22 protein-coding genes are annotated in these 24,639 nt (G+C 74.0%); 11 read left to right on the forward strand and 11 right to left on the reverse strand.

All coding sequences use genetic code 11. From position 1 onward, the window contains the following. Positions 1-70 precede the first annotated feature (70 nt). Positions 71-1,495 carry a type I glutamate--ammonia ligase gene (glnA, locus tag B5Y66_RS13310; protein WP_079574950.1) on the reverse strand — a complete coding sequence of 475 codons (1,425 nt, stop codon included), beginning with the start codon at positions 1,493-1,495 and terminating at the stop codon, positions 71-73. Between the two features lie 187 nt (positions 1,496-1,682). Here glnA and B5Y66_RS13315 point away from each other — a divergent pair, with 187 nt between their 5' ends. Further along, positions 1,683-2,156, forward strand: coding sequence for an RDD family protein (locus B5Y66_RS13315; RefSeq protein ID WP_079574951.1), 474 nt, complete (start codon positions 1,683-1,685; stop codon positions 2,154-2,156). 119 nt (positions 2,157-2,275) lie between these two features. On the opposite strand, the gene B5Y66_RS13320 is transcribed toward B5Y66_RS13315, so the two are convergent. The 4 genes from B5Y66_RS13320 to B5Y66_RS13335 all read right to left on the reverse strand — a co-directional run bounded on the left by B5Y66_RS13320 (position 2,276) and on the right by B5Y66_RS13335 (position 6,354). Continuing rightward, positions 2,276-3,025, reverse strand: coding sequence for a DUF4191 domain-containing protein (locus B5Y66_RS13320; protein ID WP_079574952.1), 750 nt, complete (start codon positions 3,023-3,025; stop codon positions 2,276-2,278). Positions 3,026-3,036: 11 nt separating this feature from the next. Beyond that, a complete protein-coding gene (lipA, locus tag B5Y66_RS13325) occupies positions 3,037-4,047 on the reverse strand; it encodes a lipoyl synthase (protein WP_079574953.1) in 1,011 nt (336 codons plus the stop codon). Positions 4,048-4,243: 196 nt separating this feature from the next. Next, positions 4,244-5,569: an FtsX-like permease family protein gene (locus B5Y66_RS13330; protein WP_079574954.1), complete on the reverse strand. Its 1,326-nt coding sequence runs from the start codon at positions 5,567-5,569 to the stop codon at positions 4,244-4,246. Continuing rightward, positions 5,569-6,354, reverse strand: a complete 786-nt coding sequence (locus B5Y66_RS13335; protein ID WP_245807099.1) for an ABC transporter ATP-binding protein — start codon at positions 6,352-6,354, stop codon at positions 5,569-5,571. Before B5Y66_RS13335 ends, B5Y66_RS13330 begins: the two co-directional genes overlap by 1 nt. 63 nt (positions 6,355-6,417) lie before the next feature. Here B5Y66_RS13335 and B5Y66_RS13340 point away from each other — a divergent pair, with 63 nt between their 5' ends. After that, a complete protein-coding gene (locus tag B5Y66_RS13340) occupies positions 6,418-6,987 on the forward strand; it encodes a TetR/AcrR family transcriptional regulator (protein ID WP_079574955.1) in 570 nt (189 codons plus the stop codon). A gap of 53 nt (positions 6,988-7,040) precedes the next feature. On the opposite strand, the gene lipB is transcribed toward B5Y66_RS13340, so the two are convergent. After that, positions 7,041-7,730, reverse strand: coding sequence for a lipoyl(octanoyl) transferase LipB (gene lipB, locus B5Y66_RS13345; RefSeq protein ID WP_245807107.1), 690 nt, complete (start codon positions 7,728-7,730; stop codon positions 7,041-7,043). Positions 7,731-7,749: 19 nt separating this feature from the next. Next, positions 7,750-8,241 carry a MarR family winged helix-turn-helix transcriptional regulator gene (locus B5Y66_RS13350; protein WP_079574957.1) on the reverse strand — a complete coding sequence of 164 codons (492 nt, stop codon included), beginning with the start codon at positions 8,239-8,241 and terminating at the stop codon, positions 7,750-7,752. A gap of 36 nt (positions 8,242-8,277) precedes the next feature. Here B5Y66_RS13350 and B5Y66_RS13355 point away from each other — a divergent pair, with 36 nt between their 5' ends. After that, complete coding sequence (locus tag B5Y66_RS13355; RefSeq protein ID WP_079574958.1) at positions 8,278-10,644, forward strand: MMPL family transporter; 2,367 nt, start codon at positions 8,278-8,280, stop codon at positions 10,642-10,644. Between the two features lie 60 nt (positions 10,645-10,704). On the opposite strand, the gene B5Y66_RS13360 is transcribed toward B5Y66_RS13355, so the two are convergent. Continuing rightward, a complete protein-coding gene (locus B5Y66_RS13360; protein ID WP_079574959.1) occupies positions 10,705-13,362 on the reverse strand; it encodes a M14 family zinc carboxypeptidase in 2,658 nt (885 codons plus the stop codon). A 144-nt stretch (positions 13,363-13,506) separates the two neighbouring features. Here B5Y66_RS13360 and B5Y66_RS13365 point away from each other — a divergent pair, with 144 nt between their 5' ends. Next, a complete protein-coding gene (locus B5Y66_RS13365; RefSeq protein WP_079574960.1) occupies positions 13,507-14,610 on the forward strand; it encodes a Gfo/Idh/MocA family protein in 1,104 nt (367 codons plus the stop codon). Between the two features lie 56 nt (positions 14,611-14,666). Further along, entirely contained in the window at positions 14,667-16,049 is a 1,383-nt protein-coding gene (locus tag B5Y66_RS13370) for a hypothetical protein (RefSeq protein ID WP_079574961.1), read from the forward strand. 117 nt (positions 16,050-16,166) lie between these two features. Here the strand turns inward: B5Y66_RS13370 and sucB are convergent, their stop codons facing one another. After that, positions 16,167-17,936, reverse strand: coding sequence for a 2-oxoglutarate dehydrogenase, E2 component, dihydrolipoamide succinyltransferase (gene sucB / locus B5Y66_RS13375; protein ID WP_079574962.1), 1,770 nt, complete (start codon positions 17,934-17,936; stop codon positions 16,167-16,169). A 252-nt stretch (positions 17,937-18,188) separates the two neighbouring features. Between sucB and B5Y66_RS13380 the strand changes: the two genes are divergently transcribed. Both B5Y66_RS13380 and B5Y66_RS13385 read left to right on the forward strand, forming a co-directional pair. Beyond that, positions 18,189-18,533 (forward strand): oxidoreductase, encoded by a 345-nt coding sequence (locus tag B5Y66_RS13380; protein ID WP_079574963.1) that lies wholly within the window; start codon positions 18,189-18,191, stop codon positions 18,531-18,533. An 8-nt stretch (positions 18,534-18,541) separates the two neighbouring features. Next, positions 18,542-19,291 (forward strand): class I SAM-dependent methyltransferase, encoded by a 750-nt coding sequence (locus B5Y66_RS13385; RefSeq protein ID WP_079574964.1) that lies wholly within the window; start codon positions 18,542-18,544, stop codon positions 19,289-19,291. A gap of 87 nt (positions 19,292-19,378) precedes the next feature. Here B5Y66_RS13385 and B5Y66_RS13390 read toward each other — a convergent pair whose 3' ends face one another. Then, complete coding sequence (locus tag B5Y66_RS13390) at positions 19,379-20,869, reverse strand: leucyl aminopeptidase (protein ID WP_079574965.1); 1,491 nt, start codon at positions 20,867-20,869, stop codon at positions 19,379-19,381. Positions 20,870-20,932: 63 nt separating this feature from the next. Between B5Y66_RS13390 and B5Y66_RS13395 the strand changes: the two genes are divergently transcribed. From B5Y66_RS13395 to B5Y66_RS13410, 4 genes are read left to right on the forward strand one after another with little or no spacing between them, the layout of a single operon-like run. Next, positions 20,933-21,292: a hypothetical protein gene (locus B5Y66_RS13395; RefSeq protein WP_079574966.1), complete on the forward strand. Its 360-nt coding sequence runs from the start codon at positions 20,933-20,935 to the stop codon at positions 21,290-21,292. Further along, on the forward strand, positions 21,289-21,810 hold the full coding sequence (locus tag B5Y66_RS13400) for a hypothetical protein (RefSeq protein WP_079574967.1): 522 nt from the start codon (positions 21,289-21,291) through the stop codon (positions 21,808-21,810). Before B5Y66_RS13395 ends, B5Y66_RS13400 begins: the two co-directional genes overlap by 4 nt. Then, complete coding sequence (locus tag B5Y66_RS13405; protein ID WP_079574968.1) at positions 21,807-22,919, forward strand: quinone-dependent dihydroorotate dehydrogenase; 1,113 nt, start codon at positions 21,807-21,809, stop codon at positions 22,917-22,919. Before B5Y66_RS13400 ends, B5Y66_RS13405 begins: the two co-directional genes overlap by 4 nt. Beyond that, a complete protein-coding gene (locus B5Y66_RS13410) occupies positions 22,916-23,122 on the forward strand; it encodes a hypothetical protein (RefSeq protein WP_079574969.1) in 207 nt (68 codons plus the stop codon). The genes B5Y66_RS13405 and B5Y66_RS13410 overlap by 4 nt, the downstream gene beginning before the upstream one ends. A 39-nt stretch (positions 23,123-23,161) precedes the next feature. Here the strand turns inward: B5Y66_RS13410 and yczR are convergent, their stop codons facing one another. After that, on the reverse strand, positions 23,162-24,631 hold the full coding sequence (yczR, locus tag B5Y66_RS13415) for a MocR-like transcription factor YczR (protein ID WP_245807100.1): 1,470 nt from the start codon (positions 24,629-24,631) through the stop codon (positions 23,162-23,164). Between the last annotated feature and the right edge of the window lie 8 nt (positions 24,632-24,639).

The raw sequence follows: 24,639 nt of genomic DNA on the forward strand, positions 1-24,639 counted from the left end.
ACGTCTTGGTGACGTCCCGACGGTCGGCCGCCGTCCTGGCGACATCGACAGGCCCTAGACGGGCCGCCGGTCAGATGTCGTAGTAGAGCTCGAACTCGTGCGGGTGCGGGCGCAGGCGGATCGGGTCGATCTCGTTGTTGCGCTTGTAGTCGATCCAGGTGGCGATGAGGTCCTCGGAGAAGACGTCGCCCTGGGTCAGGAACTCGTGGTCGCGCTCGAGGTTGTCGAGGGCCTCGCCGAGGGAGGCGGGCACCTGGGCGATCTGCGCGTGCTCCTCGGGGGGCAGCTCGTACAGGTCCTTGTCGATCGGCGCCGGCGGCTCGATGCGGTTCTTGATGCCGTCGATGCCGGCGAGCAGCTGCGCGGCGAACGCGAGGTACGGGTTGGCCGACGGGTCCGGCACACGGAACTCGACGCGCTTGGCCTTCGGCGAGGAGCCGGTGACCGGGATGCGGATGCACGCGGAGCGGTTGCGGGCCGAGTAGACCAGGTTGACCGGGGCCTCGTAGCCCGGCACCAGGCGGTGGTAGGAGTTCACCGACGGGTTGGTGAAGGCCAGCAGCGACGGCGCGTGCTTGAGCAGGCCGCCGATGTACCAGCGGGCCATGTCGGACAGGCCGCCGTAGCCCTTCTCGTCGTAGAACAGCGGCTCGCCGTTCAGCCACAGCGACTGGTGCGAGTGCATGCCCGAACCGTTGTCGCCGAAGATCGGCTTCGGCATGAAGGTGACCGACTTGCCGGCCTGCCACGCGACGTTCTTGACGACGTACTTGAACTTCATCAGGTCGTCGGCCGAGTGCATCAGCGTGTTGAACCGGTAGTTGATCTCCTGCTGGCCGGCGGTGCCCACCTCGTGGTGCGCGCGCTCGACGTCCAGGCCCACCTCGGCGAGCGCGGCGCAGATCTCGTCACGCAGGTCGGCGAACTGGTCGTTGGGGGAGACGGGGAAGTAGCCGCCCTTGTAGCGCGTCTTGTACCCGAGGTTGCCGCCCTCCTCCTCGCGACCGGTGTTCCACGCGGCCTCGACGGAGTCGATGTGGTAGTAGCCCTCGTTGGCCGACGTCTTGAACCGGACGTCGTCGAAGATGTAGAACTCGGCCTCGGGGGCGAAGAAGGCGGTGTCGGCGATGCCGGTCGACTTCAGGTAGGCCTCGGCCTTGGCCGCGATGGTGCGCGGGTCACGCGAGTACGGCTCGTCCGTGAACGGGTCCACGATCGAGAAGTTGATGATCAGCGTCTTGCGCTTGCGGAACGGGTCCAGGTACGCCGTGGTGACGTCCGGCACGAGCTTCATGTCCGACTCGTGGATCGCCTGGAAGCCACGGATCGACGAACCGTCGAACATGAGGCCCTCGGTGAAGGAGTCCTCCGAGAACTGCTCCACGGGGATGTTGAAGTGCTGCATCACGCCCGGCAGGTCGATGAACCGGACGTCGATGAACTCCACCCCCTCGCGACGGGTGAAGGCGATGGCCTCCTCGGCGTTCGTGAACATGCATGCGCTCCTTGCGTGGATGGTGCCGCTCGGTCGTGCCGCCGGACGGTTCCGAAGGATGGGGCGCGGCGGGCTCACGCTCGCCGCTCGGCGTCCATGACGGTATGGCGACGGCGTTTCTCCGGCATGGCGCATATGTTTCCAACAGGTTACGGAGAACGCGAGCCGGGTGCGTACCCTGGGACGCATGGCGTCGCGGGAAGACATGTCGAGGGAAGACGTCGGGTCGTGGCTCGAGGGCGGTCGGCGGGACGACGCCGGTGGCGGTGGGCGTCTGGGTCTGCCCGAAGCGGGCTCGGGCTCGCTCGCGCGGCTCGGACGTCGGGTCGTGGCGCTCGTCGTCGACTGGGCGGTGGCGACGCTGATCGCCTACCTGGTGACGAGCCCGGCGTCCTTCGCCGAGCTGAACTCCTGGGTCACCCTGGGTGTCTTCGCGCTCGAGAACCTGCTGCTGGTCAGCACGGTCGGGTTCACCATCGGCCACCGGCTCCTGGGCATCAAGGTGCGCGCGCTCGGTGCGCCGGAGGACATCGCGCCCGGGTTCGCGCGGGGCGCGGTCCGCACCGTGCTGCTGTGCCTCGTGATCCCCGCCGTCGTGTGGGACGGCGACGGCCGCGGTCTGCACGATCGCGCCGCCGGCACGGTGATCGTGCGCCGTTGACGCGCGCCGGACGATGACGGGCGCGCGGACGACGAAGGACGAAGGGCCGGGTCGCCCGTGGCGACCCGGCCCTTTGCCGCGGTACCGAGCACGTCCGGGACGGCTCGTGCGGGCTCGGCTCAGCGGCCCTTGAGCCCCTTGCGGTCCGGGCGTGCCCGCATGGGGTCGACGCCCTTGGGGATCGGCAGGCGGGCGCCGCCGAGCGCCTTGAGGCGCTTCTTGACCTGCTCGGCCTCGGGCTTGGTGAGGCTCCGCTTGAGCTTCTGCACCTTCTTCGCGACCTTGGGCAGCGGGACCTGCCCCTGCTCGCTGCCGACCTGGATGAGCGTGATCGGCACGTTCGGCAGCACGCGGGCCGTCTTCCGGCGCTCGTCCTCCAGCAGACGCTGCACCCGGTGGGACGGGCCCTCGGAGACGAGGACGACTCCCGGCCGGCCGACGCCGCGGAAGATGAAGTCCTGCGTGCGCGGGTTGATCGCGACCGGTTCGTCCGCGAACTCCCAGCCGCCGCGGACCGTGCCGAGGGCGGCGCGGGCCGCCCCGGGCTGACCCTCGATCTGGGTGTACGCGGCCTTCTCGGCCTTGCGCGTGAGGGTGAACATCGCGCCCAGCGCCGCGAACGGGACGCCGAGCACGATGATGTACAGGATCTGGAAGCCGGTGGGGACGTCGAGCAGCAGCACGATCGCTGCGACGACGGCGAGGATCCCGACGAACACGCCGAGGATCAGCCACGTGACCGTGGGATCCTGCTTGCGCGTCATCTGGTACGCGGCCCACACCTGGTGGTACCAGCGCTGCTTCTTGGGCTTCTTCTGCTTACCGGTGGCGTCGGCGGGCGCGCCGGCGTCGGACTTGGTGCGGGCCATGGTCGTCCAGTCTAGTGCGCCGGGCGGGCCAGGAGGCTCGCGGCCTCCTGGCGCGACGTCGTCGGCTCCGCGAGGTGCGCGAGCGACTCGGGAATGGGCAGGCCGCGGCGGGTCATCGCCTGGCCCCACAGGCGGCCCGCGCGGTACGACGAGCGCACCAGGGGGCCGGCCATGACGCCCAGGAAGCCCATCTCCTCGGCCGCGTCGGACAGCTCGACGAACTCCTCGGGACGCACCCAGCGGTCCACCGGGTGGTGGCGCAGCGACGGGCGCAGGTACTGGGTGATCGTCACGAGGTCGCAGCCGGCGTCGTGCAGGTCCTGCAGCGCCTCGCGGGCCTCGTCGATCGTCTCGCCCATGCCGAGGATGAGGTTCGACTTGGTGACGAGCCCGGCCTCGCGGGCCCGGGTGAGCACCGACAGCGAGCGCTCGTAGCGGAACGCCGGACGGATCTGCTTGAAGATGCGCGGCACGGTCTCGACGTTGTGCGCCATGACCTCCGGCCGCGACTCGTTCACCACGTCGAGCAGCTCGGGGATGGCGTTGAAGTCCGGGATGAGCAGCTCGACGCCCGTTCCGGGGTTGAGCGCGTGGATCTGGCGCACGGTCTCGGCGTAGAGCCAGGCGCCGCCGTCGGCCAGGTCGTCGCGGGCGACGCCGGTGATCGTCGAGTACTTGAGGCCCATCGTCCGGACCGACTCGGCCACCCGGCGGGGCTCGTCGGCGTCGAAGTCGGCCGGCTTGCCCGTGTCGATCTGGCAGAAGTCGCAGCGCCGCGTGCACTGGTCGCCGCCGATGAGGAACGTGGCCTCCCGGTCCTCCCAGCACTCGAAGATGTTGGGACAGCCCGCCTCCTCGCACACCGTGTGCAGGCCTTCGCCCTTGACCAGGCCCTTGAGCTCGCGGTACTCGGGCCCCATCACGGCCTTCGTCTTGATCCACTCGGGCTTCTTCTCGATGGGGGTGCTGGCGTTCCGGGCCTCGATGCGCAGCATGCGGCGGCCCTCGGGTGCGATCGTCACGGGTGTCTCCCGGTCGTCGTCGAGCAGGTGGACGCCGGCGGGCTCGGCCTGTGGGGCCAGGAACCGCGCCGGACCTCGTCAGACTACGTGAGCGGGGCCGCTCGGCCAGGGGCCGTGCCCACCGTGTGGACGTGACCTCGGCAACAGCGCCCCGGCCCGTCGCCGTCGGGCGGCGAACGGGCCGGGCGCCGTCGGGTCATGCGCTGCGGATCGCGTGACGCCCGGCGAGGAGCGTGACGGCGAGCGTGATGGCGCCCCCGACCCCGACCGCGAGCACGTAGGGCGCCGGGGCGAGGGCCGCGAGAGCACCGCCGCTCTTCACGATCGCGAACGGGAGCGTGCTCGCCAGGGCGCCGAGGCACCCTGCGACGGCACTGACGAGCGCCGCCACGGTGATCTCGGCGACGACCATGCGCCGGGCCTGGGCGCCGGTCGCGCCGATCAGGGCCATCGTGGCGAACTCGGGACGACGCCGAACGATCGTCGCGACGAGGTTGTTGGTGAGGGCGATCGCCATGAAGACCGCGATGAGGGTCACCACGACGTAGTTGATCACGCCGACAAGCTCCCCCGTGCCGCCCGACGAGCCGGCCGCGTTCTCGATGCCCTGCATGCCGAGCGTCCCGGCCGCGACCCCGACGAACAGGGTGAGGAACGTGACCGTCGGGCGGACGCGTTCCGGGGCCGCCGCGAGATTGATCGCGGCAAGGTGCGACGAGGCGGTCCTGCGGGCTCCGGGGAGCACGCGCAGAGCACGGTTCGCGAGGGAGAGCAGCTCCGGCGCCAGCGTCGACAGCCCGGCCGCCACCAGGACGCAGCCGGGCCCCGTCATGGCCGTGGTGGCCAGGTCGTCCGGGTCCATCCCGAGCACGGCCGCCGACAGTGCCAGCCCGGCGGCGGTGAGGACGGCTGCGGCCACCCGCCGACGACGACCGGCACGACGCCCCGTACGCCTGTCGAGGGCGGGGGCCGCATCGGCGACGGGGCTGCGGGCGGCGACCGTACGGCTGCCGAGCCACGCGGCGGCGACGCTCGCGACGAGCACCACGAGGGCGCCGACGAGCGGGAGGGCCGCCCCCGGAGCGAATGCCGGGGCCCCCGCCGTGAGGCCCGCGGCACGGATGGTGCGGTGGAGGACCCACCCGAGGACGTAGCCGCCGGCGATGCCGGGGACCGCGGCGACGACCGAGACGACGGCCGTCTCGAGCACGCTCAGCCACTGCACCTGACGGGGCGTCGCCCCGATCAGCCGGATCCCCGCGATCTCGCCCGCCCTGCCCTCGAGGGCGACGCCGACCGTGGAGACCATGGCGAACACCACGATGACGACGATCCAACCGCCCAGGATCAGCGGGAACTGCGTCAGGAACGAGCGGTCGTCGGCCGAGGTGGTGGCGGCCAGGCCGGTGCTGAGCATGCCCGCCATGGCGGTGACGAGAGCGGTCCCCACCATCGCCACGGCACCGGTGGCGACGGCGGAGACGCGGTGGTGCGCGAACGTGCGCGCGGCGAGCGCGAGCATCAGAGCACCGCCGACCGGTTCGAGGCGCGCTCCGCCGACTCGACGAGCGTCGCCATCCGGCCCGCCACACCCTGTGCGGTCGGGTGCGCGAGCTCGTCGACGATGCGTCCGTCGGCGAGGAAGAGCACGTGGTCGGAGAACGACGCGGCCACCGGGTCGTGGGTGACCATGATGATGGTCTGGCCGTTGTCGGCCAGCTCGCGCAGGAGCGTCAGCACCTCGCGGGCGCTGTGGATGTCGAGGGCGCCGGTCGGCTCGTCGGCGAAGACGATCTCGGGCTCCGTGACGAGCGCACGCGCGATCGCGACCCGCTGCCTCTGGCCGCCCGACAGCTGGTCGGGACGATGGCCGCTCCTGCGGTCGAGCCCTACCCGTGCGAGCAGGGCGGCCGTGCGACCGGCAGGCGGCCTCCGTGCGTCCAGGCGCAGGGGCAGCTCGACGTTGTCCACGGTCGACAGCGCGGGGAGGAGGTTGAACGACTGGAACACGAAGCCGACGCGCTGCCGGCGCAACCTGGCGAGCTGGGTCTGGTCGAGTCCGGCGAGGTCCTGACCGCCGAGGCGCACCTCGCCCGACGTCGGAACCTGCAGCCCGGCGGCGCAGTGCAGGAGGGTGGTCTTCCCGGAGCCGGAGGGCCCCATGATCGCGATGAACGACGCTCCGGCGACGTCGAGGTCGATCCCGCGCAGAGCGTGCACGGGCCCGCTCTCGCTCGGGTACTCGCAGCGCAGGTCACGCACACGCAGGGTCGGACGGGCGTCGACGGTGGTCGGGGCAGCAGGCACGATGAGTCCCTCTCTCGGTAAACGATCGTTTGATACGAACGTTTATCCGTAGAGTAGGACGCCATGGGGAACAAGGACAAGCTGCTGGTCGCGGCGCGCGAGTGCCTTCTGGCGACCGGGTACGCGCAGACCACGGTCCGTGACCTGGTCGCGGCGTCGGGTGCGAACCAGGCTTCGATCAACTACCACTTCGGGTCGAAGGAGAAGCTGCTCACCGGCGTCCTGCACGACCTGAACCGGGAGTGGGGGGAGCTGCTGCTCGCCGCGCTCGACCGGCCCACCGTGTCGGGGGCGTCGAGGGGTGCCCGCCAGGAGGCGCTCTGGGGCCGGATCATCGACTCGATCCGCTCGAACCGCGCGCTCTGGTTCGTCAACTTCGAGTCCCTCGGCTCGGCGCGCCACGACGAGTCGATCCGCACGATGATCGCCGAGGGCCAGGGCGCGGCCAGGAACTCGCTCGCCCGCGCCTTCGCCGGCATCGATCCCGAGCATGCCGATCCCCGCGCCGTCCGGCTCGCGGGCTCGCACTACTACGCGCTGCTCGTCGGCGTCGCCGCGCAGTGGCTCGCCGACCCCGACCAGGCGCCCACCGCGGCGCAGATCGTCGCGGCGGACGTGGGCCACGACCGGTGACCCCGGTGCTCACGCCGGGCTGAGGCGGCCCTCCGGCATGGTCCGGCGGCGGTTCAGGAGGCTGACGACAGGGAGGTCGTCGGTGCCGGAGCCGCAAGGCCTGCCGGGCGGTCCGCGGAGGCGGCGCGCAAGGGGCCGAGCCGGCGGACGAGGGCGTCGACCAGCGTGCCGGACACATCGTCGAGGGTGACGGTGCGACCGGTCTCGATCGTCAGCGAGGTGACGTCCGCGTCGCTGATGCCGCACGGCACGATCCGCTCGAAGCGGCTGAGGTCTGGGCAGCAGTTGAGGGCGATGCCGTGCATCGTCACGCCCTTGGCGGTGCGCACCCCGATCGCGCACACCTTCCGCTCGCGGCGTTCCGCGTCGGCGGCCAGCCACACGCCCGTGCGCCCCTCGACCCGGATGGTCTCGAGGCCGACGCCCGCGCACACCTGCATCACGGCCTCCTCGAGCGCACGCACGTAGGCCACGACGTCGACCGGCTCGGCGAGCCGCAGGATCGGGTAGACGACCTGCTGGCCGGGGCCGTGCCAGGTGATCTTGCCGCCGCGGTCGACGTCCACCACCGGGGTGCCGTCGGCGGGGCGCTCGTCGCGGTGTGTGCGCCGGCCCGCGGTGTAGACGTCGGGGTGCTCCACGACGATCAGCGTGTCGGGCCGGTCGCCGGCGACGACGTCGGCGTGCACGCGGCGCTGGAGCTCCCACGCCTCGTGGTAGTCGGTCAGCCCGGGCAGCGTCATCACGTCCACCCTGCCGAGGCTAGCCCTCCTCGGCGCTGCGCTGCGCGCGCACGAGGGTGACGAGGATCTCACGCAGGGCCGCGACCTGGTCGTCCTCGAGGCCGCGAGCGGTGAGGTCCTCCGCGGGCTGGAGGCGGCCCGCCTCAGCCGCGGCGCGGCGTCCGGCGTCGGTGACCGTGACGGCGCGCCGCCGCCGGTCGTGGGGGTCGGAGCCGCGGGTGACGTGGCCGGCGCGCTCGAGCCGGGAGACCACTCGGCTCATCGTCTGCTCGGTGACGCCGTTGAGCACGGCGAGCTCGCGCTGCGTGCGCGGGCCGGCGAACAGGTGCAGCAGCACGGGGAAGCCCGCGTGGTTGAGGTTCCACTGCGCGAGGTGGGCGTTCCAGTCGTGCTCGATGCGGCGCACGACCGTGAACAGCAACCGTCCGGTGGGCCACTCGGCCGGATCGTCGCTGGTGGGGTCGACGGGGTCGGGCCAGGGCGTGCCGTCGCGCCGTTCGTCGTGCTGCACTTGCTTCCTCCCAGGTGCGCCTTCAGAATACTCAGCATGCTGAGCAATCGTGCGCGGGGCAATCGGGGTCGAGGTCTGCTGCGGGGCCTCGTCATTCTGGCAGCGATCGGGGTGTGGCTCGCGATCGGCGCGTTCGGCGGCCAGGCGCAGGGCAACCTGAGCAGCGTCCAGACCAACGACGACGCCGCGTTCCTGCCCGCCAGCGCCGAGTCCACGCAGGCCGCGGCGCTCGCCGAGGAGTTCACGGACTCCGAGACGCTGCCCGCGCTCGTGGTCGCCGAGACCGCCGACGGCTCCGAGCTGACGCGCGACCAGCTCGCCGACGTGCAGGCGTTCGCGGACGCGATCGGCGACGCACCGCTCGAGGGCACCTCGGGCGACGAGCCGCGCACCGTGGGGGACGTGAGCGTCGCGGACCCCGTGGTGGTGCCGTCCGAGGACGGGCAGGCCGCGCTCGTCGTCGTGTCGCTCGACGCCGCGCAGGCCTCCGAGGACGTCGGGGCCGAGGAGTCGAGCGTCTCGGAGCTCGCCGTCGGGGCGCTGCGGGCCCTCGCGGCCGCGGACGCCGCGGACGGCGGCCTCGCGGGGACCGGGCTCGATTCCTGGGTGACCGGGCCCGCGGGGTTCGTGGCTGACCTCGTGAGCGCGTTCGGCGCGATCGACACCGTGCTGCTGCTCGTCGCCCTCGGCGCGGTCCTGGTGATCCTCGCGCTGGTCTACCGGTCGCCGGTCCTGCCGTTCGTCGTGATCTTCACGGCCGTGCTGGCGCTGTGCCTGGCCGGGCTGGTCGTCTACCACCTCGCCGCGAACGACGTCCTGACGCTCAACGGGCAGTCGCAGGGCATCCTGTCGATCCTCGTGGTGGGCGCCTCCGTGGACTACGCCCTGCTGCTGGTGGCGCGGTACCGGGAGGAGCTGCGGGCCACCAGCTCCCCGTACACCGCGATGCGCCGCGCCGTGCGGGCGTCGGTAGAGCCGATCGCGGCCAGTGCGGGCACCGTGATCGTCGGCCTGCTGTGCCTGCTCCTGTCCGACCTGTCGTCGAACCGGAGCCTGGGGCCCGTCGCGGCGATCGGCATCGTCGCCGCCTTCCTGTCGGCGATGACGCTGCTGCCCGCGATGCTGCTCGTCGGCGGGCGTCGGGCCCGCTGGGTCTTCTGGCCCCGGGTCCCGCACGCGCTCGGCCGGCACTCCGACGCGTCGGAGGCTCCCGCGCCCGCCGACCCGACGGCCGACGCCGCGACCTCGCAGCCGGGCACCGCCCCCGGCCCGGCGGCCGGCGCCGCGGTCGCCGACGACGACACGCACGTGGAGGTCGCGGGGCACGGCGTGTGGTCGCGCGTCGCCGGCTTCGTGGGGCGGCACGACCGCGTCGTGTGGGTCGTCACCGCCGTCGTCCTCGCCGCCGGGGCCGCCTTCGTGCCGACGCTGGACGCGAACGGGACCGGCGACTCGGAGGTGTTCCTCACGCAGGTCGACTCGGTCGACGGCGAGGAGGCGCTCACGCGCCACTTCGAGGGCGTCTCCGCGCAGCCCGCGATCGTGGTGGCCCCCGAGGAGGACACCGACACCGTGGTCGAGGCCGCCGAGGCGACCGACGGGATCACGGCCGCGACGGTCGTCACCGACCAGCCCGCCACCGCGCCGGGCATGCCCGCCCAGGGTGACCCGCTCGTCGTCGACGGGCAGGTGCGCGTCGACGTCACGACGCAGGCGCCGTCCGACAGCCAGGAGGCGGTCGACACCGTCGCCGACCTCCGCACCGCGGTGCACGACGTGAGCCCCGACGCGCTGGTGGGCGGCGCGGCCGCCGAGCGGCTCGACACCCAGGTGGCCGGCCAGCACGACCTGCGCACGATCGTCCCGGTGGTGCTCGCCGTGATCCTCCTGATCCTCGTGCTGCTGCTGCGGTCCGTCCTGGCGGCCGTGCTGCTCATGGCCGCGAACGTGCTGTCCTTCGGGTTCGCGCTCGGCGTCGCGGCGCTCGTGTTCAACCACGTGCTGGACTTCCCGGGCGCCGACCCGGCCGTGCCGCTGTACGCCTTCTGCTTCCTCGTGGCGCTCGGGGTGGACTACTCGATCTTCCTCATGACCCGCGTGCGCGAGGAGAGCCTGCAGGTGGGCACCCGTCGGGGCGTGCTGCGGGGCCTTGCCGTCACTGGCTCCGTCATCACGTCGGCGGGCGTGGTGCTCGCCGCCACGTTCGCCGCGCTCGGCGTCATCCCCCTGCTGTTCCTCGCTCAGCTCGCGTTCATCGTCGCGTTCGGCGTGCTGGTCGACGCGCTCGTGGTGCGCAGCCTGCTCGTCCCGGCCCTGGTGCACGACGTCGGCGACCGGGTCTGGTGGCCGTCGCGGCTGGGGGTGCCCGGCCGGGAAGGCCCGGCGGCTCCCGCGGCCCGGTGACCGGGCGGCGACGCGCGGATGACCCCGCGCGTCGCCGCCCGTCGGCGCTTCGGGAACCTTCTACCGGGCGCGCAGGGTGCCGTCGGCCGCGAACGCCGGACGCAGCCCGGCGAGCTGCGTGGCGCCGACCTCCGCCGCCGGACCGCCGTACACCGCGTTGTAGAGCAGCGTGAACGACGAGCGGGGCAGCGAGCGGAACGTCACCTCGCTGCCGTAGGTGACGACCGTGCCCTTGCCGACGTCGAACGACACGACGTTCGCCGCGCCCTGGACGTGCTCCTCCCCGCGGAGGTAGCCGCTCGCGAGCACGTCTCGGTCCGGGTAGGTCGAGACGACGTCGGCCCCCGGGCCTGTCGGGGTCCACGCCTGGGTGTCGTAGAGCCAGACCGGCCACTGCTCCGGCATGCCCCACGCGACCATGTCCGAGGCGTCGAACTCCTGGTTGAGGAGGCTGCCGCCCGTGGCGAACTCCTCCTCGTCGTCCGGCAGCGCCGGCTCGATCGGCAGGTCCAGGAGCTCCTGTGCCGTGGCGACCGAGTCCCCGATCGCGAGCAGCGTGCCGCCCTGGCGCACGAACTGGGCGAGCTTGCGCCATCCCTTCGCGCCGACGCCGTACGCCCAGGCGAACTCCTCGTCGTACCTCGCCGGGTCGAGACCCTCGACGACGTCGTCCTTCGAGATGCCCTGGGGGACCACGATCGTGTCGTAGACGTCGATCAGCCGGCCGCTGCGGAAGTCCTGCGCGCCGACGACGTCGTAGTCGACGCCGTACTCGTCCATGACCCACATGTCCCACCCGCCGGGCATGTTGTTCGCGCCGCGCAGCAGGCCCACGCGCGTGCGGGGCTTGAGCTGGATCCCCTCGACCGCCGGTGCCGACTCGGTGGCGGCGACGGGCAGCCCGACGTCGGCGCTCGCGGTCGCGAGCACCCGCCGGGCCTGCGGCGTCGCCGGGACGACGTACGTGCCGGCCGGGTAGGTGGTGCCGGCGTCGGCGAACTCCTGCCCGGCGCGGAACGTGGTGATGTTCGCCTGCTGCAGGGCGGCGACCACGGGGATCGTCCCGTACGACTCGGGCCGGACCAGGTAGGCGCCGTCGGCGGACGGTGCCGCGGGCATCTCGACCTCGGGCACCTCGACCGACTCCACCCGGTCCGTCGCGACGTCGACGGGGTCTGTGACGGGGACGACGTCGACCCCGAGCTGCAGGGGCAGGCTGGTCGTCGCCTCCGCGTACGGGAGGTCGTCGACCGGGTACTCGTCGGTACCGAGCAGCTGGTCCGCCCAGTTGCCGAGCGGCTGCCGGGTCCGGACCACCCACGACCCCGCGGGGAAGTCCCGGCCGCCGGCCGTGAACGCCTCCGTGGCCCGGTCGATCTCGACCTGGGTCCAGTCCAGCCGCTCGAGCATCTCGTACGTCGCGTACGGGTCGCGCTGGTCGGCGTCGACCAAATAGGCCTCCACGCCGGACGCGACGCCGTTCTCCGCGAACTCCCGGGGTGCGGCGTAGAGGTTGTCGTACAGCAGGTCCGTACCGTTCTGCGCCACGTACTCCATGCCGGAGTAGGTGGCCGTCTCGGCGTACTCGACGATGTCCCGCAGCGTCCAGGTGTCCTCGTCGTAGGGCTGGACGAGGTCCTGCGTCGGGGTCTGCGGCCCGAGCGGACCGCCGTCCTTCGACGTCTGCGGGTACGCGAGGTCCGTCGCCGACGCGATCTCGGTGAGGTACACGCCGGTGCCCGTGAACGGGAAGAACCCGACCGGCTGCTCCAGCGTCCAGAAGACGTGGTAGTCGTCCGTGCCCACGCCCTTCTTGCCCTCGGCCGTGAGGTCGCGCATGGCGTGCTGGCCGACCGCCGAGCTGGACGCGTTCGAGTTCGCCGGCACGTTCGGGCTCGTCACGCCGCCGTACGGCGGCACGAAGATCCGCTCACCGGTGTTGCCCTGCTGGTGCATGATGTGCGTCATCACCGGGCGGTACTTCTGGGTCAGCCCGAGCCGGTAGCGGGCCTCGACCTGGGTGAACATCGTCCAGTCCCGGTTGTCGTCGTGCCCGGTGTACTTCTGGTACAGGTCCGGGTAGACGCGGGCGAGGTCCGTGCCCGCCGTCCGGTCGAAGTGGTCGACCACCTTGACCTGACCGTCGGGGTTCTGCGACGGGACCAGCATGATCACCGACCGCGTCAGCACCTCCTCGGTGAAGTCCGAGGACTCGGTCGCGAGCCGGTGCACGATGTCGTTGATCGCCTGCCCGTTGCCGACCTCCGTGGAGTGCACGGTGGCTTCCAGGTGGTAGATCGGCACGCTCTGGGCGGCCAGCTCCTTCGCCTCCTCGGGGGAGGTCGACCGGGGGTCGGACAGCCGCTGGTTCAGCTCGACGATCTCGTCGAGGCGTTCCAGGTTCTCGGGCGAGCTGATGAAGACGGTCGCGTACTCGTTGCCCTCGGTGGTCTTGCCCACCGTCTCGTACTCGACGCGGTCGGACTGCTCCGCCACGGTGCGCAGGTAGTCCAGCACGTCCGGGTAGGCGGCGAGCCGTCCCTCGGCGCCCATCTCGAACCCGAAGTACTCCTCGGGCGTCGCGATGTCCGCCGTGGCTGCCGGGAGCGCGGGACTGCCGCCGGACGGTGACTGGGCCTGCGAGCCCGCGGCGACCAGGGAGGTGGAGATCAGAGCTGCTGCCGCCGTGGTGGCGACGGTGGTACGTCGTCGTGCCATGAGCTGCTCCTTTCACGACGACCCCGCCGCACGGTGCGGCGGGGTCGTCGGACACGCTATTGCCGCGGGCCACTTTCTTCCTGGCGGGCGACGACGGCGGGCCGCTCCCGCGTCCGGCGACGCACCTCGGGCACCATGGACGTCATGACCGCACAGGGCGAGGCGACGACGGACAGCTCGGCCGGCCACGGGACGGACGGGGGTACCGCGCCCCCTCCGCGGCTGGCGATCGTCGGGTACGGGGGAGCGGGCCGGGAGATCCACGCCCGGTTGGCGGCGGAGGCGGGGCTGCCGGTGACGGCGGTCGTGACGCGCGACCCGGGGCGGCGCAACCAGGCGGCGGGGGACTGGCCGGGGGCCAGGCTCCTGTCGGACCTGGACGCGCTGATCGCGGCCCGGCGCGCCTACGACCTCGTCGTGGTCGCCAGCCCCACGACCCTGCACGCCGAGCAGGCGGCCGCCCTCGCCCGTGCCGAGATCCCGTTCGTGCTGGACAAGCCGATCGGTCTCGACGCCCACCAGGCGCGCGCCGTCGTCGAGGAGGCTGCCGCCACCGGCACCCCGTTCACGGTGTTCCAGAACCGCCGCTGGGACCCCGAGCAGCTCACGCTCGCGGGCCTGCTCGACGCCGGTGAGCTGGGCGACGTGCACACGTTCGAGCGCCGCTGGGAGCGCTGGCGCCCCGTGCCGCGCCAGCGATGGAAGGAGAACGACCCGGTCGGCGGCGGACTGCTGCTCGACCTGGGCCCGCACCTCGTGGACTCGGCGACCGAGCTCTTCGGCCGGGTTCAGTCCGTCTGGGCGCAGACCCGGAAGCTCACGACCCCCACCGAGGACGACGTCTTCCTGGTGCTGCAGCACGAGGCCGGCGGTGGCCGGGCGGCGAGCCCGCACGGTGTCGTCTCCCGCCTCTGGGCGGGGTCCCTGGTGGGCGCTCCCGGCCCGCGCACCCGGGTGCTCGGGTCGGCCGGCGCGTACCTGGTCACGACCTTCGAGCAGGACGCCTCGCCGCTCGAGGCCCTCGACGCCGACGCACCCGAGGGCTCCGTCGGCTGGTTCACCCGCGGCCGTGACCGGCGTGCCGTGCCCGCCGCGCCGGGCGGGCACGCGGACTTCTACCGTGCCCTGGGGCCCTGGCTGCGCGGGGACGAGCCGGCGCCCGTCGACCCGGCCGACGCCGTGCGCACCGCCGAGGTGCTGGACGCCGCCCGGGTGTCCGCGCGCGAGGGGCGCCGCGTCGACCTCTGATCGTCGCCTGTGGATGACGGCGACGACGGGTCGTGGGGAGGGTGTTCGATGGCGGGGTGCCCACCCAGACGCTCCCGATCCCGACCGACGCCGGCACTCGTGACGCCCTCCTGGAGCGGGTGCGGGCGCTCGCGGCGCTGCGTCATCCGTGCGTGGAACCCGTGGCTGCCGTCGACGTGCGCGACGACGGGACCCTGGCGCTCCGGCGCGGCGGCGCAGCGGCCGACCTGCCCACCGTGCTCGCCGTGCGCGGGCGTCTGACGTCGCGGGAGGCGGCCGGTGTGCTCGTCGCGGTGGCACGCGGGCTGGCGGCGCTGCACAGCGCGGGGCTGCGACAGGGGAGCCTCGGCGCGCGGGACGTGGTGCTCGGACCCGGCGGCGGCGCGCTGCTGCGCCCGCACGCCGCCGGCCCCGTCGGGGCGGCCGGAGCAGCCTCGGACCGCGCGGACGGCGAGGCGACAGACGTGCACGCGCTCGCGACGCTCGTCGCCGACCTGCTCGGCGACCGCAGTGACGACGACGCGACCGCGCTGCGCGCCGTCCTCGCGCCGGCGGCCGCCCCCGACCCGCGCGTGCGGCCGGAGGCGGGCACGCTCGCGGCCCAGGCGGACGCCGCGGTGGTCGCCGAGCCGGTCCGGCTGCCCGAGCCCGCGTCGCTCGCCGCCGCGTCGCTCGGCATGCGGTCCGCCGGCCCGGCGACGGACCCGATCGCGCACCGGTCCCCACCGACGCGACGCCGGTCGGTCCGGCGCCGGGACGGAGCCCCGGCCGGACGCACCCCGACCCGGGCCTCGCGGCGCACCGCGCCGCGGAGCCGGGGCGGTGTCGGCTCGCGGCGCCTGCTGGGGGCGCTGGGCGCGGTGGGCGTCGTCGCCGCGCTGGCGGCGGTCGCGGTGCAGGTGCGCCCGCCCGACGGCGCCGCGGAACCGGTCCGGGCCGTCGCCTCGGCCTCCGTCGCGGGGCGCTCGGAGCCCGAAGCCGCGGCGGCTGCGACGGCCCCCACCGCCACGGCCATCCCGATGCCCGACCCCGCGCAGGCGCCCGACCCGACGCAGGACCGCGACGACCCGTCGGCCGCGGCGGCCGAGCTGACCCGGCGGCGTGTCGCCCTCCTGTCCGGCACCGGCCAGCCCGGCTCCTCCGGCCTGGCGGACCTCGACGCGCCGGGCTCGCCGGCGCACGACGCCGACGCCGCGCTGCTCGCCGACGCGGCACGGGCCGGGACGCGGGTCCGGGCCGCCGAGGCGCGACTGGACGACGTGACCACGCGGCGTCACGCGGGGGACGTGGCGGACGTCGTGGTGCGCTACGCGGTCGGCGCGCACGAGCAGGTGGCGCGCGACGGCACGGTCACCGCCGTGCCCGAGACCGACCCGCGCAGCGCGACGCTGCGCCTCACGTGGACGCCGGACGGCTGGCGCGTCGCCGAGGTCGACTGACCACGCGAGCGCTCGGTGGATCTCGCCGGCTACCCGTACCGGGTGCCGGGCCGCCGACGACGAAGGGCGTCCCGGCCGCAGCCGGGACGCCCTTCGTCGCTCAGGGGCGAAGCGACGTCAGAGACCTACCTCGGCCTCGAACGCGCCCTCCTCGATACGAGCCTTGATCGCGGTGAGGAACCGCGCGGCGTCCGCACCGTCGACCAGGCGGTGGTCGTAGGAGAGGAACAGGTACGCGAACTGGCGGATGGCGATGGTCTCCTCGCCGTCCGGGCCCGTCACGACGGCCGGCTTCTTGGTGATGGTGCCGGTGCCGAGGATCGCGACCTGACCGCCGGGGACGATCGGCGTGTCGATGAGCGCGCCGCCCGAGCCGGTGTTCGTGATCGTGAACGTGGCGCCGGACAGCTCGTCCGGGCCGACCTTGTTCGCCCGCGTGCGGGCGCCGAGGTCGCCGATCTGGCGGGCGATGCCCGCCAGGTTCAGGTCGCCGGCGTTCTTGATGACCGGGACCACCAGGCCGCGCTCGGTGTCGACGGCGATGCCGACGTTCTCCGAGGGGTGGTAGGTGATCTCGCCCTTGTCCTGGTCGATCGACGCGTTGATCTTCGGGTACGCCTTGAGCGCCTCGACCGCGGCGAGCGTGTAGAAGGGCAGGAAGGTGAGGTTCGCGTTCTCGCGGGCCTTGAACGACTCCTTGGCCTTCGCGCGCAGCTTCGCCACCTTGGTGACGTCCACCTCGACCACGGTGGTGAGCTGGGCCTGCGTGTGCAGGGCCTCGACCATGCGCTCGGCGACGATCTTGCGCAGGCGCGACATCTTCTCCGTGGTGCCCCGCAGCGGGGAGACCGGCGGCACGGTCGCCTTGGCGGCCGGGGCCGCGGCGGGCGCTGCGGCAGCGGCCGGAGCCGGAGCGGCGGCCTTCTCGGCCGCGGCGAGCACGTCCTCCTTGCGGATGCGGCCGCCGACGCCGGTGCCCTGGACCGCCGTGACGTCCACGCCCTTCTCGGCCGCGAGCTTGCGCACGAGCGGCGTGAGGTAGGAGCCCTTGCCCGTCGCGGGCGCAGCGGCAGGGGCCGGGGCAGCAGCCGGAGCGGCGGGGGCTGCCGGTGCCGGAGCGGGCTCAGCCGGAGCCGCCGGTGCCGGAGCGGGCTCAGCCGGAGCCGGAGCCGCCGGTGCGGGCTCGGCCGGCGCAGCGGGTGCCGCTGCCGGAGCGGCGGGGGCGGCCGGGGCCGCGGCACCGGAGCCGATGAGGGCCAGCACGGCGCCGACCTCGACCGTCGCGTCCTCCTCGACGAGGAGCTGCTGCACGGTGCCGGCCACAGGGGACGGGATCTCGGTGTCGACCTTGTCGGTCGACACCTCGAGCAGGGGCTCGTCGACCTCGACCGAGTCGCCGACGGCCTTGAGCCAGCGCGTCACGGTGCCCTCGGTGACCGACTCGCCCAGGGCGGGCAGCGTCACCTCGGTGCCCTCGCCGCCACCGGCGGCGGGCGCCTCTGCGGCAGGGGCCTCGGCGGCGGGTGCGGGTGCCTCGGGAGCCGCGGCGGGCTCGGCCGGGGCGGCGGGCTGCTCGGGCTCGGCGGGAGCCTCGGGCTCGGCGGCGGGGGCCTCGGCGGCCGGGGCCGCGTCGCTGCCACCGGCACCCGAGCCGTCGCCGACGACGGCGAGGGTGGCGCCGACCTCGACGGTCTCGTCCTCCTCGACGAGGATCTGCTCGAGCACACCGGCGACCGGCGAGGGGATCTCTGTGTCGACCTTGTCGGTCGAGACCTCCAGCAGGGGCTCGTCGACGGCGACGGAGTCACCGACCGCCTTGAGCCATCGGGTGACGGTGCCCTCGGTAACGGACTCGCCGAGTGCAGGGAGCTGCACGTTCTCAGACATGACCTGTGGAGTCTCCTTCGATCAGTGGGTCAGGCGACGTGCCGAGGCGAACCGGTCCTGCCGATTCGCGTCATCTCCGGTTGCCGCGTTCTGGTCACTGCCTGCCATCTTGTCACCTCCACGGTGGTCGCCCCAATCGTTCGGGGGTCCCGGTTGGTGTGACGCTGGGTACACCTGACCGCCGCATGACCTTCAGGACACCTCCGGGTCGTCTCCCGACCACACCGCCCGCGACGGCGGTATTCTCGCGCCATGTCGCTCAGGACCTCGCTGGGACGCCTGCTGGGCAGGTCGTCGTCGCCGGCCCCCGGTGCGCCGCCGACCTCGGGATCGAGGGCCGAGACGGTGACTTACCTGCAGGACTTCGTGCGCACCCGGGTGGGCGTGGAGGCTTACGTGGAGCCGCCCAACGTGCAGACGCCGTCGACGGTGCTGCTGGTGGCGACCACGGGCGAGTGGACGCGCCGCCGCGTCCCGGACGAGCGCACGGGCTTCGAGGTGGCACGGTCGCTGGGCGTGCCGGTCTACAACGTGCGTTTCACCGGCTACCCGCAGCGCATGCGGGACTGGACGTCGGCGCAGCGCCGCAGGGACTGAGGCACGACGTGGACGGCGGTGGCGGGGAGCGCTGGTCGGCGGTGGCCGACGCGTGGGCGGAGCTCTGGGGCGCGCTCGCCGCGCCGGTCTGGCCGCCCCTGCTGGCCGCCGCGCACGTGGGAGCGGGCACGCGCGTCCTCGACGTCGGGTGCGGCACCGGGGAGCTGCTGGGGCACCTCGCCCGCGCCGGTGCGGTGACCGCCGGCGTCGACCCCGCCCCGGCGATGGCCCGGCGGGCGCGCGAGCGGTACCCCGGTGCGACCGTCCTGGACGGCGACGTCGAGCACCTGCCCTTCGGGGACGACGCCTTCGACGTCGTGCTCGCGGTCAACGCCCTGCAGTTCGCCGACGACTCCGGGGACGCGCTGGCCGAGATCGTCCGCGTGCTGGTGCCCGGCGGCCGGGTCGGGATCGCCTGCTGGGCCGAGGGCCCGCGCAACGACCTCGACGTCGTCGAGAGGGCCGTCGCGGCCGCCCACGAGGAGGAGGTCCCTCCCGACGGTCCGCTGCGTGCCCCGGGCGGCCTCGAGACCGTGCTCGCGCGCGCCGGGCTCGACGTCGTCGGGTCCGGGATCGTCGACGTCCCGTGGACCGCGCCGGACGACCGGTCGCTCGTGCGCGGCGTCCTGCTCGGGGAGGACGAGAGCACGATGGTCGAGCTGGCACCGGTCGTCGTCGCCGCGGCGATCCCCTTCCGGGCGACCGAGGGGTACCGGCTCGCGAACGCGTTCCGCTGGGCCGTGGCCCGTTCCGCCTGACACGACCACCATCAGCACGACGACGGCGCCCGCGCACCAGGTCGGTGGGCGGGCGCCGTCGTCGCGACGCGGGGTCGCGCTGCGGGGTCAGGCGCCCGCGCGGCCCTCGAGGAACGCCAGCATGGTGCGCACGCCGACGCCGGTGCCGCCGGCGGGCGTGTACCCGAACGACGAGCCCTCGTTGTAGGACGGGCCGGCGATGTCGAGGTGCGCCCACGGGGTGTCGCCGACGAACTCGGCGAGGAAGTGCGCGGCGAACAGCATGCCGCCCCAGCGGCTGGGCGCGGAGTTCACCATGTCGGCGACGTTCGACTTGAGGCCGGCCTTGAGCTCGGCGGGCATCGGCATCGGCCAGAAGGCCTCGCCCGCGTCGTCGGCCGCGGCCTTGACCTCGTCGCGCACGGCGTCGGTGCCCATGACGCCGGACGTGCGGTTGCCGAGTGCCACCATCTGCGCGCCGGTGAGCGTCGCGATGTCCAGGACGACGTCGTGCCCGTCCTCGACGGCGGCGACCAGGCCGTCGGCCATGACGAGGCGGCCCTCGGCGTCAGTGTTGGTGACCTCGACGGTCTTGCCGCCGCGGATCGTGATGACGTCGGCGGGGCGCTGTGCATTGCCGCCGGGCATGTTCTCCGCGAGGCAGAGGTAGCCGGTCACCGCGACGGGCAGGCCGAGGCGTGCGGCCGCCAGGACGGTGTGCAGCACCGCGGCGGCGCCCGCCATGTCGGACTTCATCGTGGGCATGCTGGCCGGCGGCTTGAGGGAGATGCCGCCGGTGTCGAAGGTGATGCCCTTGCCGACGATCGCGACCTTCTCGGTGGCCTTGGCAGGCGTGTACACCAGCTTGACGAGGCGCGGGCCGCGTGAGGAGCCCTGGCCGACGCCCACCAGGCCGCCGTAGCCGCCCGCGGCGAGCTGCTTGTCGTCCAGCACCGTGACCTTGACGCCCTTCACGCCCTTGACTGCGGCCCGGGCCGCGTCGGCGAAGGCCGCCGGGTACAGCTCGTTGGGAGCGTCGTTCACCAGGTCGCGCGTGCCGTGCACGGCGGCGGCCAGCACCTCGGCGCGCGCGACGGCGGCCTTGGCGCGGCCCGACCGGGCGAACGACGTGACGACCTGGACGCTGCCGACGGCGGACTTCTGGTCCTTGCCGGAGCGGTAGCGGGTGTAGGTGTACGCGCCGAGCAGCGCGCCCTCGACGACCGCGCCGAGCTCGTCCTCGTCCACCGCGGGCAGCGCGACGGCGACCGTGTCGGTGCCGGCGAGCTCGCGGGTGGCGGCGCCGGCGGCGGACCGCAGCACCTCGTGGGAGAACGTGCCGTCGGCGGCGCGCTCGCCGAGCCCCGCGAGCACGACGACGTCGGCCGCGACGCCGTCGCCGGCGGGCACGCGGCGCACCTCGTCGGGGGCGCCGGTGACGCCGAGCCGGGGTGCGAGGGTCTCGATCTGCCGGACGAGCGCCTCGGGGAGCTGGTCCGCGACGACGGCGACGCCGTCCGACGTGGAGCAGGTCCCGACGACGAGCGCGTCGACCTTGAGAGAGCTGGGATTCTTGCCGGTGAGGGTGAGGTCTGCCACGCGCCGATGCTATCCCCGCCCCGGGCCCCTCACGTGGCGGACGTCGGCCGGTAGTCTGCGGGCGTGGTCCTTCCCCTGCTCATCGTCGTCCTGCTGGCGTGCGCCGCGCTCGCCGGGTGGGCGCTGTGGTTCGTCGTCCGGGATCGGGCGGTGATCTTGCGGCAGCTGATCGGCGCCGCCGTCGTGGAGGCGCTGGTCGTCGTCCAGGCCGTCGTCGCCGGCGTCCTCATGGCGACCCGCGACCACCCCGTCGACGGGCCGCTCTTCTGGGGCTACGTCGCCACGGCGCTCGTGGTGCTGCCGGTCGCGGCGATCTGGGCGTTCGCCGAACGTACCAAGTGGTCGTCCGTCGTCCTCGCCGTCGCCGCCCTCACCGTCGGGTTCCTCGACTGGCGGCTGTGGCAGATCTGGGGGGCCGCATGAGCCCCGCGGCGCCGGGCACCGCGCCCGCTCCCGGGCGCCCCGCGCGACGGACCGGCTCCGGCTTCGGCCGGCTGCTCGTCACGGTCTACGGGATCCTGGCGTTCGCCGCGATCGGCCGTTCGTCGTACGAGCTGGCCACCAAGTTCTCCGAGGCCCCCGTCGCCTACTCCCTGTCCACCCTGTCCGCCGTCGTGTATGTGGTGGCCACCGTCGCGCTCGCCAAGGGCGGCCCCCGGTGGCGCGTCGTCGCGTGGGTGACCGTCGGCTTCGAGGCCGTCGGCGTGCTCGCCGTGGGCGCCGCCTCCGTCGTCTCGCCGGATGTGTTCGGCGAGACGACCGTCTGGTCCGGGTTCGGGCAGGGCTACGGTTACGTGCCGCTCGTGCTGCCGTTCGTCGGCCTGTGGTGGCTGTGGCGCACCCGTCCGCGTGGCGCGGGCAGCGACGACGACGCGACACCGACAGCCCCGACCGCACCCGAGCCGACCGAGCCCGTAGCCCCCGACCCGGAGGTCCGATGAGCCCGTACACCCTGCTCTTCAACGGCGTCTTTCGCCGGATGGACCCGGAGCGGGCGCACGAGCTCGCGTTCGGCGCCATCTCCCTCGCCGGGCGCGTGCCCGTGCTGCGCGACGTCGTCCAGGGCGCCGTCGCGCCGTACCTGGGACGGGGCAGCGGGGGACCAGGCAGCATCGAGGTGCTCGGCCGCACCGTGCCCGCACCGTTCGGCCTGGCGGGCGGCTTCGACAAGAACGCCCGCGCGATCCGCGGGCTGACCATGCTCGGCTTCGGTTTCGTGGAGATCGGCACGGTCACCCCGCGCCCGCAGCCCGGCAACGAGGCGCCGCGCATGTGGCGCGAGCTCGACGTGCGCGGCATCCGGAACCGGATGGGCTTCAACAACGAGGGCGCCGCGGCCGCGGCCGCCCGGCTGCGCGAGCTGCGCGCCACGCCCGCGGGCCGCGCTGCCGTCGTGGGCGCGAACATCGGCAAGAACAAGACGACGCCGGCCGAGGCCGCCGCCGACGACTACGCGGCCTGCGCGCGCGAGCTGGCGCCGTGGGCCGACTACCTCGTGGTGAACGTCTCCTCGCCGAACACCCCCGGGCTGCGCGACCTGCAGACCACGGCCGAGCTGCGGCCCATCCTCACCGCCGCGCGCGTCGCCGCCGACGAGGCGACCGCGGCCGCGGGCACGCGCCGCGTGCCGCTGCTGGTGAAGATCGCGCCCGACCTCGCGGACGCCGACGTCGACGCCGTGGCGGACCTCGTCACCGAGCTCGGGCTGGACGGCGTCGTCGCGGTGAACACGACGATCGGCCACGACCGGGGACCCGGCGGCCTGTCCGGGCCCCCGCTGCTCGAGCGAGGGCTGCAGGTGGTGGGCCGGCTGCGCGGGCGGCTCGGGCCCGACCCGGCGATCATCGGTGTGGGCGGCATCGCCGGCGCGGACGACGTGCGCGCCTACCTGCGTGCCGGGGCCGACCTCACCCAGGGGTACACGTCGTTCATCTACTCGGGACCGTTCTGGCCGTCGCGGGTCAACCGTGCGCTGACCCGCACCCGCGGGTCCGTCGCGGCCGGGAGCATCGACGGCGGCTCGACGGGCGGATCGGGGGACGCCGCGTGATCCGGCCGCGCTGGGAGTGGGCGCTGGACGACGCCGAGGGGCGTGTCCTGAGCGTGCCGAGCCCGGTCTTCACCACGCAGTACGACGCCGAGCAGTGGCTGGGGGAGCACTGGCGAGAGCTGGCCGCCGGCAGCGCGACCTCGGCCCGCCTGCTGCACGACGGGTCCCAGGTGACGCCCGGCGTGGTGCTGCCCTCCGTCTGATGTCGGCCCGGCCGGCCACGTCCGGTTCCGCCCGACGCCTCACCGGCCGGACGCCACCTGCGCCCAGGCACGCGCCAGCCGCGGCACGGCGGCGGCGAGCTGGTCGGGCTCGCGGGTGAATGTCAGGCGCACCCGGTCGCGCGACGAGCCGTCCGGGGTGAACGCCGGGCCCGGGGTGACCAGCACGCCGTGCGGCACGGCGGCGGCGGCGAGCGCCTGCGCGAGGGGCCGGCCGAGGTCGGCCCACAGACACAGCCCGCCCGCGGGCACGGGCACCTGCCAGCCGGGCAGGGCGTCGCGGACGAGGCCGACGAGGAGGTCGCGCCGGGCACGGAGCTCGGCGACGCGGCCGGGCAGGATCTCGTCCGCCCGGCGCAGCAGCTCGACGACGGCCAGCTGCTCGAGCACGGGCGTGGCGATGTCGGCTGACTGGCGCACCCGTGCCAGCCGTCGCACCACCTGCGGGTCGGCGCGCACCCATCCCACGCGCACGCCGCCCCAGAAGGACTTCGACGCCGACCCGATGGTCACCACGTGCGGGGACGCGCCGTCGCCGGCGAACGGCGCGGGGACCTCGGCGCCGGGGTCGAGGGCCAGGTCGGTGAGGGTCTCGTCGCCCACGACGGTGACGCCCGTGCGGTCCGCGAGGTCGCGCACGGCCGCCCGCGTCTCGGCCGACATCGTGGCACCCGTGGGGTTGTGGAAGTCCGGGACCAGGTAGACGAGCCGGGGACGCGCGCGCCGGACGGCCGAGGCGAGGGTCTCGACGTCGCCGACGGGCACCCCGACCACTCGTCCGCCGAGGCGCCGCGCCGGCTCCAGCGCGTGGAAGTACGTCGGCGACTCGACGACGGCGGTCTCCCCGAGGCCCACGAACGCGTGCGTGAGCACGGAGATGGCCTGCTGCGCGCCGGTCGTGACGAGGATCTGCTCGGGCGTCGTCGGCACCCCGCGCGCCGTGTACCGGTCCGCGATCGCCGCCCGCAGCGGCTCGATGCCCAGGTGTGCGTAGCCCCCGGTGCCGAGGTAGCCGGGCAGCACCTCGAGCGCCGCCGCGTACGCGTCGTGCAGGGCGGAGGTGGCGGACGGCGTCGCCTGGGCCAGGTCGACCGGGGCCTCGGTGGGCGCGGCGCCGGGGGAGTCGGTGGGCGCGTCGCCCGCGGCGACGGGCAGCCGGCCGGGCGCGGCCCCCGCGCCGCGCGGGAGCGTCGTGACGGTGCCGGAGCCGACCCGGCTGACGAGGAAGCCGAGCTCGCGCAGGCGGGCGTAGGCCCCGGAGGTCGTGGTCCGCGAGACCCGCAGGGCCGCGGCCAGCTCGCGCTCGCTGGGCACGCGCGTGAGCGGGGGCAAGCTCCCGGAGAGCACCGCCGCCCGCAGCGCGTCCGCCAGCGCGAGGTAGGCCGGTCCGCCCGCACGCCAGTCGCCCAGCAGCCGTGCCGTGGCGGCGGGGGAGAGCTGTCGCACGGCGGGCGCCATGGACGCGGCAGTGGGTGAGGAGACGACGGTCACGGGGCCAC

It is taken from the genome of Krasilnikoviella flava (genome assembly GCF_900167525.1).
Classification (GTDB): Bacteria; Actinomycetota; Actinomycetes; order Actinomycetales; family Cellulomonadaceae; genus Isoptericola; species Isoptericola flavus.